This is a genomic window from Mammaliicoccus vitulinus, assembly GCF_029024305.1.
GTDB lineage: Bacteria > Bacillota > Bacilli > Staphylococcales > Staphylococcaceae > Mammaliicoccus > Mammaliicoccus vitulinus.
The window spans coordinates 2,580,947-2,595,688 of record NZ_CP118974.1; the positions used below are offsets into that span (position 1 = coordinate 2,580,947).

General features: G+C 32.6%; 18 protein-coding genes and 1 riboswitch. Of the genes, 3 read left to right on the forward strand and 15 right to left on the reverse strand.

The window, feature by feature from the left end; all coding sequences use genetic code 11:
• The first annotated feature begins 63 nt into the window (after positions 1-63).
• Positions 64-516: a GNAT family N-acetyltransferase gene (locus tag PYW35_RS12935; protein ID WP_103322789.1), complete on the forward strand. Its 453-nt coding sequence runs from the start codon at positions 64-66 to the stop codon at positions 514-516.
• Positions 517-538: 22 nt separating this feature from the next.
• Here the strand turns inward: PYW35_RS12935 and PYW35_RS12940 are convergent, their stop codons facing one another.
• Together PYW35_RS12940 and PYW35_RS12945 are read right to left on the reverse strand one after the other, a co-directional pair.
• Positions 539-853: a DMT family transporter gene (locus PYW35_RS12940; protein WP_016912747.1), complete on the reverse strand. Its 315-nt coding sequence runs from the start codon at positions 851-853 to the stop codon at positions 539-541.
• Position 854: 1 nt separating this feature from the next.
• Entirely contained in the window at positions 855-1,178 is a 324-nt protein-coding gene (locus PYW35_RS12945) for a DMT family transporter (protein ID WP_103322788.1), read from the reverse strand.
• A 48-nt stretch (positions 1,179-1,226) separates the two neighbouring features.
• Positions 1,227-1,326: riboswitch (guanidine-I (ykkC/yxkD leader) on the reverse strand.
• A gap of 129 nt (positions 1,327-1,455) precedes the next feature.
• On the opposite strand from PYW35_RS12945, the gene PYW35_RS12950 reads away from it, so the two are divergent.
• Positions 1,456-1,797, forward strand: coding sequence for a helix-turn-helix domain-containing protein (locus PYW35_RS12950; protein WP_233709598.1), 342 nt, complete (start codon positions 1,456-1,458; stop codon positions 1,795-1,797).
• A gap of 648 nt (positions 1,798-2,445) precedes the next feature.
• Here the strand turns inward: PYW35_RS12950 and PYW35_RS12955 are convergent.
• From PYW35_RS12955 to PYW35_RS12970, 4 genes are all read right to left on the reverse strand, one after another.
• Complete coding sequence (locus PYW35_RS12955; protein WP_103322786.1) at positions 2,446-3,021, reverse strand: helix-turn-helix domain-containing protein; 576 nt, start codon at positions 3,019-3,021, stop codon at positions 2,446-2,448.
• Positions 3,022-3,196: 175 nt separating this feature from the next.
• Positions 3,197-3,568 carry a hypothetical protein gene (locus tag PYW35_RS12960; protein ID WP_103322785.1) on the reverse strand — a complete coding sequence of 124 codons (372 nt, stop codon included), beginning with the start codon at positions 3,566-3,568 and terminating at the stop codon, positions 3,197-3,199.
• A gap of 42 nt (positions 3,569-3,610) precedes the next feature.
• Positions 3,611-3,976 (reverse strand): hypothetical protein, encoded by a 366-nt coding sequence (locus PYW35_RS12965; protein ID WP_103322784.1) that lies wholly within the window; start codon positions 3,974-3,976, stop codon positions 3,611-3,613.
• 92 nt (positions 3,977-4,068) lie between these two features.
• Positions 4,069-5,046 (reverse strand): VOC family protein, encoded by a 978-nt coding sequence (locus tag PYW35_RS12970; RefSeq protein ID WP_103322783.1) that lies wholly within the window; start codon positions 5,044-5,046, stop codon positions 4,069-4,071.
• A 36-nt stretch (positions 5,047-5,082) separates the two neighbouring features.
• Between PYW35_RS12970 and PYW35_RS12975 the strand changes: the two genes are divergently transcribed.
• On the forward strand, positions 5,083-5,664 hold the full coding sequence (locus PYW35_RS12975) for an alpha/beta hydrolase (protein ID WP_103322782.1): 582 nt from the start codon (positions 5,083-5,085) through the stop codon (positions 5,662-5,664).
• A gap of 77 nt (positions 5,665-5,741) precedes the next feature.
• On the opposite strand, the gene PYW35_RS12980 is transcribed toward PYW35_RS12975, so the two are convergent.
• The 9 genes from PYW35_RS12980 to guaB form a co-directional block, all read right to left on the reverse strand.
• Positions 5,742-7,091, reverse strand: coding sequence for a TcaA NTF2-like domain-containing protein (locus tag PYW35_RS12980; RefSeq protein ID WP_103322781.1), 1,350 nt, complete (start codon positions 7,089-7,091; stop codon positions 5,742-5,744).
• Between the two features lie 10 nt (positions 7,092-7,101).
• Complete coding sequence (locus PYW35_RS12985) at positions 7,102-7,866, reverse strand: zinc ribbon domain-containing protein (RefSeq protein WP_103322780.1); 765 nt, start codon at positions 7,864-7,866, stop codon at positions 7,102-7,104.
• Positions 7,867-8,035: 169 nt separating this feature from the next.
• A complete protein-coding gene (locus PYW35_RS12990; RefSeq protein ID WP_103322839.1) occupies positions 8,036-8,812 on the reverse strand; it encodes a hypothetical protein in 777 nt (258 codons plus the stop codon).
• Between the two features lie 187 nt (positions 8,813-8,999).
• The gene (locus PYW35_RS12995; protein WP_016911847.1) at positions 9,000-9,365 is read right to left on the reverse strand and encodes a hypothetical protein; all 366 of its coding nucleotides are present in this window, start codon (positions 9,363-9,365) and stop codon (positions 9,000-9,002) included.
• A 2-nt stretch (positions 9,366-9,367) separates the two neighbouring features.
• Positions 9,368-9,907: an acyl-CoA thioesterase gene (locus tag PYW35_RS13000; RefSeq protein ID WP_026023222.1), complete on the reverse strand. Its 540-nt coding sequence runs from the start codon at positions 9,905-9,907 to the stop codon at positions 9,368-9,370.
• Positions 9,908-10,019: 112 nt separating this feature from the next.
• Positions 10,020-10,907, reverse strand: a complete 888-nt coding sequence (locus PYW35_RS13005; protein ID WP_016911845.1) for a LysR substrate-binding domain-containing protein — start codon at positions 10,905-10,907, stop codon at positions 10,020-10,022.
• A gap of 159 nt (positions 10,908-11,066) precedes the next feature.
• Positions 11,067-11,387: an antibiotic biosynthesis monooxygenase family protein gene (locus PYW35_RS13010; protein ID WP_016911844.1), complete on the reverse strand. Its 321-nt coding sequence runs from the start codon at positions 11,385-11,387 to the stop codon at positions 11,067-11,069.
• A gap of 311 nt (positions 11,388-11,698) precedes the next feature.
• Positions 11,699-13,243 carry a glutamine-hydrolyzing GMP synthase gene (gene guaA / locus PYW35_RS13015; RefSeq protein WP_103322838.1) on the reverse strand — a complete coding sequence of 515 codons (1,545 nt, stop codon included), beginning with the start codon at positions 13,241-13,243 and terminating at the stop codon, positions 11,699-11,701.
• Between the two features lie 19 nt (positions 13,244-13,262).
• On the reverse strand, positions 13,263-14,732 hold the full coding sequence (guaB, locus tag PYW35_RS13020; protein WP_103322837.1) for an IMP dehydrogenase: 1,470 nt from the start codon (positions 14,730-14,732) through the stop codon (positions 13,263-13,265).
• Positions 14,733-14,742: the final 10 nt, after the last annotated feature.

The window sequence follows — 14,742 nt, forward strand, 5'->3', positions numbered from 1 at the left end:
TAATGATATATACCCGTTTAACAATAATTAATGGCCACCAATTAAAACTAAAGGAGCAATCATATGCATATTAGACTAGCGACAATTTCCGACTTAAAACAATTAGTAGCATTAAGAAAAGCTCAACTCATAGACGAAGGATCCAATCCAACACCTAATATCGATATTGAATTAGAACGTTTTTTTACTGATGCATTAACAGACAAATCTCTATATCAATTGTTAGGCATTGAAAATGACACGATTATTGCAAGTGGCGCCATTATTTATTACCCATTCCCACCATCATTTACAAATCCATCTGGCGAAAGAGCATACGTCACAAATATTTATACGCATCCTGACTATAGAGGGAAAGGTATTGCACAAAAAATCATCAAAGAACTAATCAAAGATGTAGAATCTAGAAATATTAAAAAAGTTTTCCTAGCCGCTTCAACATTAGGTAAACCCGTCTATAAAAAGCTTGGATTCCAAGAAGCACCTGAATGGATGGAAATCAATTATGATTTATAATACAAAGAAATATAGCGCTCATTTAACTTATTAATTTTAACCCTATCGTACTTGCTAATATAATGCCTATAAATAAGATGCGCTTATATTCTTTAGACTCACCGTAGAATATGATTCCCAATAAAGCGCCGCCTACTGCACCGATACCTGTCCACACTGCATAACTCGTGCTCATCGGTATTGTATTCATTGCTATTGATAAACAAATGAAACTCAATGAGAAGAATAGTGCTAACCCTAATAAAGAAGAAATATCATTACGTTTTGCATATATATTTATGAATAAGACCCCTAACATTTCAAAAAGTCCTGCCATCACCAATACTAACCACGCCATTTTAAACACCCTCCTCTTCATGTGTCACAAGTTTCAATCCGACAACACCAATAATCAACATCACGATTAATATGACTTTACCTATTACAACAGGTTCACCAAAGAAAGCGAAATCCGCAATCGTAACACCTGTTGCTCCAAGACCTACATATACAGCATAGGAAGTCCCAACCGGCAGTTGTTTTGATGCATTAATGAGTAAATAAAAGCTCACTACAATGGCAACAATCGTTAAGAACCATTCAAACGTATTGCTCGCATGTGTTAGACCGACTACCCAGCCCACTTCAAATATCGCACCGATAATAATTTTTAACCAATTCATTTATATATCCTCCTAAATTAAAAAAAGCCTGAGAAACTTATTCAATAAGTCTCCCAGGCTTTTATCCTTCCGTGTCACAAGTGCATACTCGTGGCTTTCTCTCGGTCCAGTCTAACATTTCTGTTACGGAACCCTAGAAAGCTTCTATTAGATTAATTCGAATTATAGCAAATCGATTTTTATTGGTCAACAAAGTATCATTCGTATCACTTAATTACAAATCACAACTTAAATCAGATATAATAGAATTAATACATAATGATCTATAGTAATTGAGGTGAAAATATTGAATCAAACAGGATATCGCATTAAACAAAGACGAGAAGAACTTGGATACAGCACATATCAATTAGCAAAACTTATGAACGTAAACCAATCAACCATTTCAAGATATGAAACCGGACAAACAGCCAAATTGACGCCGACCGTTGTCGAAAAATTATCAATCGCGCTCTCTACCACACCAGCATATATTATGGGCTGGGTAAACGTACCAGAAGCATACGAAGACGAAGAAGATTCTCAAATTATAAATGAGTCCATTCAACTTTTAAGATCATTAGACAAAGATAAAAAGAGACAAGTTTATCATTATATTCAAGAGATTTCTTCAGAGTAGAACAGATAAAACACACTGAGCATTCAAGCTACTTTTAGACGTTCTATGTTGCTTGTTTACTCAGTCTTGCAACTTTCGGGCGTTCTATGTTGCTTGTTTGGGCAGTCTTGCAACTTTCGGACTTTCTATGTTGCTTGTTTAGTCAGTCTTGCAACTTTCAGACCTCCTATGTTGCTTGTTTGGGCAGTCTTGCAACTTTCGGACTTTCTATGTTGCTTGTTTAGTCAGTCTTGCAACTTTCAGTGCTTCTATGTTGCTTGTTTAGTCAGTCTTGCAACATTCGGACCTTCTATGTTGCTTGTTTGCTCAGTCTTGCAACATTCGGACCTTCTATGTTGCTTGTTTGCTCAGTCTTGCAACATTCGGACTTTCTATCTTGCTTGTTTGATCAGTCTTGCAACATAGAGCATGTACTTAAAAGAACAAACGAAAAAATTTAAGAAAAATGGATATTTATAACGATTTTGTAAAGTGCTGACGCCTGAGGGAATAGTATGAGTGAGAGACTATAGGCTCGAACCATACCCTAGGCAAGCATGCACGAACAAAATCGTAGATTTATAATAAATAACAACTCATTTCTAGCTGAATAAATCAGTGAAATGAGTTGTTATTTATTTTGAGTTAGAATTTATATCCCACCTCTTTTTATAACCCGATAATTTTCATGCCATAGTATCCAATTAAAAAAGCTATCATCGCGAAAATAAAAGGTGTCACAATTGCTACAATTCTATCTTTAATTTTAACTTTCTTCGTTCTTTCACGAATTGTTTTTACATCTTTACCATCCATATAATCCATAATCTGACTATAAGCTTTAATATTATGTTTTCCTTTAAAATGCTCTACTTTATAACTATAAAACATACCTATTAACCACAATATAAAAGGTATTACGAGTCCATACATATCTGGAAACATCATACTCGGTATAAATGATATAGCTGCCAACGCTAAAAATAGCATCATCAATTTAGACCACTTATCAAATTCTTTTCTATTCATTTCTCTCTTCATCATATTTACGTCTCCTTTTACTAGATGATCTAAGGAAACATCAAAAATATTACTCAAAAGCAATAAAGATTCTATATCAGGGTAACTTTTACCCCGTTCCCAATTAGAAATAGACTGCCTACTCACAAATACTTTTTCTGCTAAATCTTCTTGAGATAAATTAAACTCTTTTCTTAAATGAATAATTTGCTTACTTAAGTTCATTTCGATGACTCCTTGCTATCAATTTAGTAAAAGACTTAAAAATAGTGTACCAAATAAAGTTTACATTGGACCAAAAATGAATCATAATCTTTGCCAAATGTTTTTTGCAACGTTGATATATCAGCGTTTACCAAAATAAAAAGCTGACACTTCAACTGTGTCAGCTTCTTTAACATTACATAGATTCCAATAAACGCATATATTTTTTCTTTTCTTTATTAGAAACATAAAATTCATATTTACCTTTTTTTAAACCAAATTCATATTTTGTTATTTCAACCTTTTCTTGCAATGTTTCTATACGGATACCTTTTTCTTTTAATAAATCTGTAATTTTTTGGTTATAAACTTCTGATCTTAATCCCCAATTCAATGTAACAACTTGTAGTACAACAAATAGTATGCCCATCACTTTAAATTTTAAATCAGGGTTAAACGCAAATATAATGATAGAAAAAGTGAATATAACACCAATCATCAATAAATAATATTTTGGATTATAATTATAGTTTTCTTTAAGTATCTTTATGAGTTTCTGCAATTTCAATCTTAACCTCCATGTTAAATACGAGCCTTTCTTATTCTTTGCTTATGCATCATAACACTTTATCATTTCGAGATATTTTTTCTTTCTAGACGATGTCATATAAAACTCAAAATGAGTTTCTTTTTCAGTTACTTCATATTTCGTTAATCCTGTTATTTTAAATAGTTTTTCTTTAGAGATTTTTTTCTCTTTTATGATGTTATTGAGTTTCTCACTTAAAACATCGCTCGATATATATAAATTAAAACGTATGGAAAATAGTAAAAATGATACTATTCCATAAATCATAACTTGTTGTATATTACTTTCTAAAATTAACAATGCTCCCCATACCACTAAACAAGGTAAGATGAATGACATTATAAACTGTTTCGGTCTTAGCTTCACGTTTTCTATAAATGCTTTCATAAAATCACCTCGCAATATAGTAATTGTTCTTAACACTTATTATACTTATATAATTAATAGACTTCAAACACACTCGTAAATTGACCTTTCAATTACAGATATGTATTCCCTTTCTTTAATTGCTTTTCGATAAATGATCGTTTTTCTTCAAGGTGTTCTGGTAAGTATAGTGGGATGTCTTGGAATGCCTTTTCTTCAAATGCTATTGCTTTCATATTAAGTGTTAATGTTGCGACTTCAAACAAGAGTTGATTTGGGTCTTGATAATATATAGATTTGAAAAATCCTCTGTTTTTTATTGGTGAATGTATCATGTTTAATTTGTCTAATGATGTTTCGATGTCTTTTAAAGTATCTTCCGTTTCTGTAGATATCGCGACGTGATGTATACCTCCAAATCCTTGATCTTCTATTGGATTAAATGTGTCATATATAAAATGTATTTCATGGTACATATGACGATTATTGTTATGCAATATGTTAACAGTTAGATCTGTATCAAAGAATGTTGTTTGGCCATAGTCTTCCCAATTGTACATGCTTTGGAAATGTTGTTTACTTGCTTCTGGATATCTCACTCTAGCATGGACTGAATCTAAAGCGAGTATTTGGTGTTCGAAAGGAACAATGCTGTTCTCGTCTCTATTGAAATGACCTATATCTTCATGTTCTGTCATCACGATTAAACCAAGTGGTGTTGCATCTGGTCCTTCAAAGCGAATTAGACTGCGGTCAGTGTAACTTTCTATTCCATAATGACAGACATCAAATTGATTAAATCTTTGTTCCCAGTATTTTAACGATTCTACTGATGGCACTTTAAAAAGTAATCGATCGAAAGCATTGGCTCCGAATTGATTATCCTTTCCTTCTTTCATTTCAAATAAAGTCACTTCAGTTCCAGGTCGACCATATTTATCTGCGAAGAATATATGATACATTTCATAGTTCTCTTGATTAACAGTTTTCATGAGTAAATTTAAGCCTAAAATATTACGGTAAAAATTAAATGATTGTTCTGCATCGTGATTAATAATCGATACATGGTGTATAATTGAATCGCGATTCATTAACAACAGCCCTTTCAAATTTATGGAGGTGATAGAATGGAATATTTCTTACAAGAAAACCCAAACTCTGATACTTTAATTGTACTTTTCCATGGTACCGGAGGCAATCAATACCAACTCTTACCTTTTTCAGGAGCGTTATTTCCTGAAGCTAATGTATTAAGCATGCAAGGTAGTGTTGGCGAAGGTAAAGAAAGACGATTTTTTGCACCCCTTAATCATAATGAATTAGATAGAGATGATTTTAATAAACAGACGGAATCCTTTGTTGAATTTTGGAATTCATTTACTAAGGCATATACTTTTAAAAATGTGATATTCCTAGGTTATTCTAATGGTGCCAACTTCATACTAGGCATACTTGAACACAGCATTGTAAATGTCGATCGTATTCTATTACTTCATCCTTCTGATTTAGCATACAATATCAATAAAAGTTATCAAGATACATCGCTTATTATCACGACTGGTTCAAACGACTATTTAACTGTACCCGGTAAAGTGAAAGCATTATCCAAAGCCCTTCAACCAAAGTTTAAAGACGTTCAATTTGAACTTTTAGACGGCGGGCATGAATTAGACGAACCTGAAATCACATTATTAAAAACAATCCTCTAACTATTAGTTTAGAGGATTGTTTTTTGTGTCATATTTATTAACATAAACTTTCATGTGGCTAAAGTAGCATAACAGCTTTAAATATCTGTATAATCTTTAATTTTAAATTCAGAGAATGTCGAATCATAATCTAAAACATATTTAGATTTTATACTGTCGCCATCTTGATCTTCTTTTGTAGTCTCAATTGTGATTGTTTTACCTTTTTTATCATACTTTGTTACTTCTAATGATGAGAATTCAGTACCTCCACCATCTTCAACAACATTTTCTATATGATCAGCTGTGTCTGAACTACTCTTGATATAACTTGATACGTACATATAGTCTTCTTCTTCATATGCTTCGTTCAACGCATCTATATAGTCTTCCATAAATGTTTGCACATCTTCTTTAAGGTCTTCGTTCTCTTCATAGTCTTTGATTGCTTCATCATCAAATGAAAGATCTACTGTAATTTCATCTTCGCCGTCTTCAGCTTTATCAACATTTACTGTGTCTGTTTTAAACGTTTTGTCATTTACTGTTGTTTCGGCATATACTTCTACTTTTTCATCTGGTAAGAAAGGTCCATAAACTGTTTCATTATAAGAATCGTATGTACCTCTATCCTTACCATTAATATAAATATTTACATCTTCATCGCCATAACTATATTCTGAATCAATATTAACGGCAATATTTTTTTGTTTAAAGTTCTCTATTGCTTCATACGAAGTCGCCATATTCACAATGACTTCACCTTCAAACTTCTTATTGCCTTGTTCTTTAGTCGCTTTCAAATTGTAATTTCCTATTGGAAGCGTAGCAAACATTTTTTCATTATCTTCTACAAGTTTAATTTTTTGTTTTTTTCCATCGTATTCGTAAGTAATCGTACTATCAGTATCTGGGTTGATTGAAACACTTTCTTTTACAACTTCAAAGTCATAATTATCAAAGATGCCATACTTTTTACCTTTTTTCTTTACTTGAATAACGGCTTCGTCATCCGCGTTGATAGACGTACTTTGTTCATCATTTTCTTGCATTTCTTTTACTTTGCTTTCAACTTCATCAGCAAATCGGTCTGAACTATCCGCTTCAACTATGTAATCGTAAAAAGCTCTACTTTCAGTTTGATTGAGATTACGATTATTAAATTTCAAATGGTCTTTTAAGTTTTTTGTGTTTCCTTTTTTAATATCTGTAGAAATTTCTTTAGCTTCATTCACTGGAGATAATTTAGAATCAAACACTTTATAAACTGCAAATATTAATAAAAGTAATAAAGCTATAATCGCTATGATTATAATCGTTTTCTTGCTCATTTTCTTTTGTTCTTTAGGTTGTTCAGTCTTATTCTGTTGGTTGACAGGCATACCACATTTCGTACATACCTTTTGTTCTTCAGTCAGTTCTTTCCCACAATTTTTACAATATTTCATGCCTATCCTCCTAATAACCATTTAATAACGAATCAAGTATTTCTAATGAACTCGACATCGATCTTTCCACTAATATGCGTAAAATAATTGCTATGATAACAAAATAAATCAAAATGCCATAAATAACTGCCATACGCATGTTGTTATGATTACTGTATTTCGTCATTAAGTAAATAGGTGATATCACGAACAATAATAAACTTAGTATGATTAATATTGCCGCAAAGCTAGGCACTTTAATCGCCATGAACAGCATACCTAAGAAGAAAAATACCGTTGAAAATAAATTGAAAGCTATAAAATCAGATAATACTTTATGTACACTTAAATTGACGTTTAATATTTTTATAATTCCTAATGTAATACCGAATAACACGGCTAAAGATACAACTGAAGTAATGAGTATTCTAAACACAATACTTGATTTAGAAGGTTCCCACATTCCAAGATCAGCAGGCACTAAAATCAATAAAAAGATTAATAATAACAGCAGTCCCGCACCTACTAATGAAGCTATAAACTTATAACTATATGTATGTTGGCTCATCACTTCTTGATCTAACCTGGTGAAAATATTTTTAAAAAATCCTTTGCTCTCATTTAAAGTATCCTTTTTATATGTGTTCAAAGAACTCTTAAACTTTTCTACTTTCTCATTATTGTTATTTGGTGCAGCGATAGTTGTATTTCCATCTGTCTGAGTTAACTTTTCTCCGCACTCACCGCAAAATCTGTCATCTTGCGTCACTGCTGATCCACACTTTGGACAATTCACATTAAACACTCCCTATAGATATTTATATATAATGTTATCATAAAAATATATTACTTTTGATAGTAAATTTAAATAAATCTAAAAAATCATAATATTTTTATGCCAACACCTATTATTCACATAAATCTTAACAATAAATTTATAAATATTTAATATGAATTGTTTTTACTTATTTTATATTTTCTTTTAAATATGCGCCGTACTGGCCGATATCATCCTTTATGATTAAATGATGGTAATCCTTTGCAACAATTCGCTTTGTATCCCATCCTTGGCTAGCATAAAATGCTTCTCCCTCTTTGCTTGTGATCAATGCATCAAATGGGTCATCGTCAGTTTGACCTCCTTCATGGTCATGTTCACCAACAATCCAAGTTAAAGGGAATGAACCTTTAATATGTTTAGACTTCTCTAGTCGGTTAACAATGCCTTCTTTCTTTGGAGAACCACCCCCACCAAAAAGGATCGCACCGCCTGACTTAACATTCATTTCAGGCAATCTATCAAGCAACCAATAAGACGTTGTTTCGGAACCACCTGAAAAACTCCCAATCCAAAGACGTTCATGGTTAGGCAGTGATGAAATAAGTTCTACTAAATATTGTGTATTAGCCTTACCCTTTTTCCACCACGTACCATCTTCACTAACCGTTTTAGGAACAATAAGCGTTAAGTTTTTTTCTTTAGCTACTTGTTTAATGCCATCTTTGCCACTTAAATAAGCTCGAGAATCTGGATGATGATATTCATATGCACCATCACCATGTAGCCATATTAACGTTCCTTTAGGATGTTTAGCAGGATACATTAAATAATCTCCCTTTGTACCATCTTTAGCATTAAAGTGATGCACTTCACGACCTTTATTTCCCCTCATATACATAAAGACAATTAAAATCACGATAATAAATATAATAAGAATGAATTTAAACTTTTTGATAACCATTTCCTCCTTTATCACTTACATATTATAGCCCGGGAAATATTTATCTTTTTATAAACTGGATGAGCTTTTTAATATTATATTATAAAACTTTTCCAATATTATCTACATTTAATTCATTCATATTTTATTCCTTAAAAAAAGAGTTAGATACACACATATAATGTGTTTCCAACTCACTTTTAATCTTTTATTTAATAATCGTATTCTCAAAGACAAGTTTAGGTTTCGCACCTAATATTAATAAAAAGATTTGAGCATATTTTACATCTTGATGATTTTCAAAGATATTTATTAATGTATCAACATTTTCATCTTCAGTAATTTTTTTAACTTCTTCAGTATAAATTTGTAATACAGAATCTTTAATAAATGGTGGTTGTGATTCAACTTTATCAATACCATTTATTAATTCCCCTAAATATTGATAATGAATTTGTAATTGTCTCGTCAAACTTACAACATGCTCTACATTTTTAAAGAAATGAGGGTGTTTTTTTTCTAGTGATAAGATATCATCTTGAACATTATATATTTCATTTGTACTTGCAAACATCTTTAATAACTCCCTTCTTTAATTCTTTCCCAAGGTTTTTCTAAACCAATAATTTCTGTTAATTCTTGGCTATGCTCTCTTCTTTGTCGTCTCATATTTGCTCGTTTGCTCCCTGATTCAAATAAGAATAATTCTTCTTTTGATTCTGGAACAATAGATGGTACTGTAATAGGTCTCTTGTCAGTATCTAAAGCTACGAAAGTTAAAAATGCTGTAGCTGCTATCTTTCTTTCTCCTGTTAACATATCTTCAGCAATTACTTTACAAAAGATTTCCATGGACTTATTCCCTGTGTATGACACGAAAGATTCAATACAAACTGAATCCGTTTGTCTAATAGGTACTAAGAAATCAATAGAATCTGTTGATGCTGTCACACATTCTTTGACTCTTGCATGTCTTCTAGCTGATAAAGTAGCATTATTATCTAGCTTTTTCATTAATACGCCTCCGAACAACGTATTATAATTATTCAAATCGTTTACTAAAACTTGATCCGTGCTTACTACTCTGCTTTCATTGGGATGTTTAAAATGATTCATATACATTTCCTTTCTTATATCTCGTATATCTACATACTAAGCCCCTTAAAGCATTTATAAAAATCGTTAATTTTTATGCGAACTATAAAAATAATCTATGTAACCGCATAACTTAGCCGTTTAAAAGGAATCTGTCTTGTAAGAATTCAAGTAATTTTTTAGTAATATGATTTTGATAGCCTTCTTTTTTCCAAATAATCGCTAATTCCCAGCCTATATTTAAATTGCTAATGCTAATGCTTTTTAAGTCTTCATGGAGTAAATCCGTAATGCTTGAAGGTAATATACATATACCTAAATCCGATAAAATCATCTGTTCAATGAAAGTCCATTGTGTACTTTCAGATATAATATTAGGAATGAAACCTGACATCCTACAACACTGCTTAATACGGTCATTTAAATAATAATCTGAATTAAACAGAATAAAACTCTCATTTGCTAGTTTATTAAGATCAATAGATTGTTGATCTGCCATACAATGATTTTTATTCACGACCACTTTCAACTCTTCACTGAAGAAGAAGAATGAATTAAACAAACTATTATCCGTAGGCAATACAGTAATGCCTATATCTAAATCATCCTTTAAAATCTCATCTTCAATTCTTTTACTACCATCTTCTAAAATGTGAAAAGTAACATTAGGATATAGTTGATGGAATTCAGAAATAAGCTTAGTAAACCTATTCACATTCATAATTGTAGGAATCCCAATTCTGACATGACCTTCTTCAATTTCTAATAAATTATTTAACTCAACAGGAATATTTTCATACATCTTTAAAAAGTCCTTACATATTTTATAAAAGACCTTCCCAGCATCCGTTAAAACAATCTGTCTCTTAGAACGATCAAACAACTCTACACTTAATTCCTCTTCTAACAACTTAATTGAATTACTAATTGTAGGCTGCGTAATATATAAATTCTCTGAGGCTTTTGTCATACTCTTGAACTTCGCAACTTCTATAAAATATTGCATTTGTTTTATCTCCACTGTAAACCTCCTAGAAATTATTCATCTTTCCTTATATTATTACATAAATGTTTTCATTATAAAAAACCGTTCTAACATGATTGTTAGAACGGCGGTATTTATAACTTATATGTAAACGTCAGAACGATGTTTTTTTATCCCTTAAAATCGGATAAAACTTTAATCCATCAGTTCGTATTTTTTGATTTGTTTTTCAATTTTTGGACTTGTCGCTTCAGCTTGTTCCTTAGCCTCTTTACTCATATTTTTATGTTCTTCAACATGAGCCGGTCTAGAAATCCAAGCTTGAAAGTCTTTTTTGTCATGCCATTTAGAAACAATTGCATACTCTAATTTGCTTCCCGCTTCCGACTTCCATACTTCTGCATCAATGAAACCTTCAAAGCCTTCAAAGTCTTGTTTAGCATGACTCATCTTATTATTTAAGATAGACTTTGCATCCGAATCTTTAGTTGAAAACGTTGCTTGTGCGATAAACATATATGATTCCTCCTCAACTTTATATATCCAAATATAACAAAGATTCGTGATTTATACTGAAAAAAGGCTTATCGCGAGGAAAAATCACTTACAAATTTTTTCTCCTTTTAAATATTACAATAAATCCATATCAATCGTCTCGTTTCCAATATCAAAAAATGCTTTTTCATGTGTAGCCATAATGACTGTAATACCTTTACTATTTAATTCTTTGAATATATTCATGATATTCTGTTTGTGTATTTCTATCTTTTTGACACAAAACAAACCCTCTAACCGCAATGGTTAGAGGGTTTGTTTTGTTTATATCATTATTCCCATTCTATTGTACTTGGGGGCTTAGATGTAATGTCATAGACGACTCTGTTTACGTGGTCTACTTCGTTTACGATACGGCTTGATACTTTTTGTAACACTTCCCAATCGATTCTTGCGAAGTCGCTTGTCATACCGTCTATTGATGTTACTGCGCGCACACCGATTGTATAGTCATATGTACGATAATCTCCCATAACACCTACTGAACGGATGTCTGGTAATACTGTAAAGTATTGCCAAATATCTCTTTCTAGACCTTCTTCACTTACAACTTCTCTAAGTATAGCGTCAGATTCTCTCACGATTTCTAATTTATCTTCTGTAATTTCACCTAACACACGGATACCTAGTCCTGGTCCTGGGAATGGTTGGCGCCATACTAAATGTTCTGGTATGCCTAATTCTATTCCTAGTGCGCGTACTTCGTCTTTAAACAGTGTATTAATTGGTTCAATTAATTGGAACTGCATATCTTCTGGTAATCCACCTACGTTATGGTGTGATTTAATTGTTTGTGCAGTTTTTGTTCCTGATTCGATAATATCTGTATAAAGTGTTCCTTGTGCAAGGAAGTCTACACCTTCAAGTTTAGAGGCTTCGTCATCAAACACATATACGAATTCATTCCCGATGATTTTACGTTTCTGTTCAGGGTCTGATACGCCTGTTAATTTGCTCATGAAACGTTCTTTAGCGTCTACTCTGATGATATTCATGTTGAATCCTTCACCAAAGTTTTCCATTACCATGTCACCTTCTCCTTTTCTAAGAAGTCCATGGTCTACGAAAATACATGTTAGTTGATCACCGATAGCTTTATGAAGTAACACTGCTACGACTGATGAATCAACACCGCCACTCATCGCACATAAAACGCGACGATCTCCAACTTGTTCTCTAATTTTTTCTACTTCGATATCAACAAAGTTTTCCATCGTCCAATTACTTGTACAATCACACACACGACGAATAAAGTTTCTCAATAAGTCATTACCATATTCAGTGTGACGTACTTCTGGGTGGAATTGAACACCGTATAATTTTCTTGATTTATCTTCGATTGCTGCATTTTGACAACTTGGGCTATCTGCAATGATTTCAAAGTTTTCTGGGATATCGATAACTTTGTCACTGTGACTCATCCAAACTGTTTGACTCTCAGGTAAGCTAAAGAATAAATCATCATCTGATTTAACGTTTAATGTTGCTTTACCATATTCACGTTCACTAGCTCTTTCTACAGAACCACCTAATAATTTTGTCATTAATTGCATTCCGTAACAAATACCTAATACAGGGATGCCTAGTTCAAATATTTCAGGATTAATTGTAAATGATCCTTCTTCATAAACTGAATTAGGTCCTCCTGAAAGGATAATACCTTTAGGATTCATTTTTTTAATTTCTTCAATTGAGATTTCATGGTCGTGTAGTTCACTATAAACGCCCATCTCTCTTATACGACGCGTAATCAATTGGTTATATTGACTACCAAAGTCCAATACAAGAATTAACTCTTGTTCAAAAGCCATTTCCATAATTGTTGATCTCCTTTAATTAAAATGAGTAGTTTGGTGCTTCTTTAGTAATTTGAACATCATGTGGATGTGATTCTTTTAGTCCTGCGCCAGTCATTCTAATAAACTGAGCTTCTTCTCTTAGCGCTTCTAAATTAGCTGAACCAGTGTAACCCATACCACTCTTAATACCGCCAGTTAATTGATAGATTGTATCTTGTAACGGTCCTTTAAAGTCGATTCTACCTTCAATACCTTCTGGAACGAATTTCTTAGCAGTTGTGTCTTCTTGGAAGTAACGGTCTTTCGAACCTTGTTCCATTGCGCCAAGTGAACCCATACCACGATATACTTTGTATTGACGTCCTTGGAAGATTTCAGTTTGTCCTGGGCTTTCTTCTGTACCAGCAAGTAAGCTACCTAACATTACAGCGTTACCGCCTGCAGCTAATGCTTTAGCAATATCTCCTGAGAACTTAATGCCACCATCTGCAATAATCGCTTTACCATGTTTACGAGCTTCCGTTGCACAATCATAAATTGCTGTAATTTGTGGTACACCCACACCAGCAACAACACGAGTTGTACAGATAGACCCTGGTCCGATACCAACTTTAACGACATCTGCTCCCGCTTCAAATAACGCTTTTGTACCTTCTTGAGTTGCTACGTTACCTGCAATGATTGTTACTTCTGGATAAGATTGACTAATTTCTTTAACTACATTTAATACACCTTTAGAGTGACCATGTGCAGTATCAATAACAAGAGCATCCGCTCCAGCTTCTACTAATTTTTGAGCACGAATTGGTGTATCTTTAGCAATACCTAAAGCTGCTGCAACAAGAAGACGACCTTCTTTATCTTTAGCTGCATAAGGGAATTCAATCACTTTTTCAATATCTTTAATTGTAATAAGCCCTTTAAGTTTACCTTCGTTAGTAATTAATGGAAGTTTTTCGATTTTATATTTTTGTAAAATTTCTTCTGCTTCTTCTAGCGTCGTTCCAACTGGAGATGTAACTAAATTTTCTTTAGTCATAACATCTGAAATTTTGATTGAGAAGTTTTCAATAAATCTTAAATCACGATTCGTAATAATACCTACAAGTTCCATATCTTCATCGTTCTTAACAATAGGTACACCAGAAATACGATATTTACTCATTAATGCTTCTGCTGCATATACTTGTTCGTCAGGCGTTAAGTAGAATGGATTTGTAATGACACCATTTTCAGAACGTTTAACTTTTTGTACTTCGTCTGCTTGATGTTCGATAGACATATTCTTATGAATAACACCTAAGCCACCTTGTCTAGCCATAGCGATAGCCATTTTAGCTTCAGTAACTGTATCCATACCAGCTGAGATAATCGGAATATTTAACTTAATATTCTTAGATAGTGACACACTCAAATCTACATCACTTGGTAATACCTCAGATTTTGCTGGTACTAGTAATACATCATCGAACGTTAAACCTTCTTTTTGAAATTTGTTTTCCCACATGAATATAACC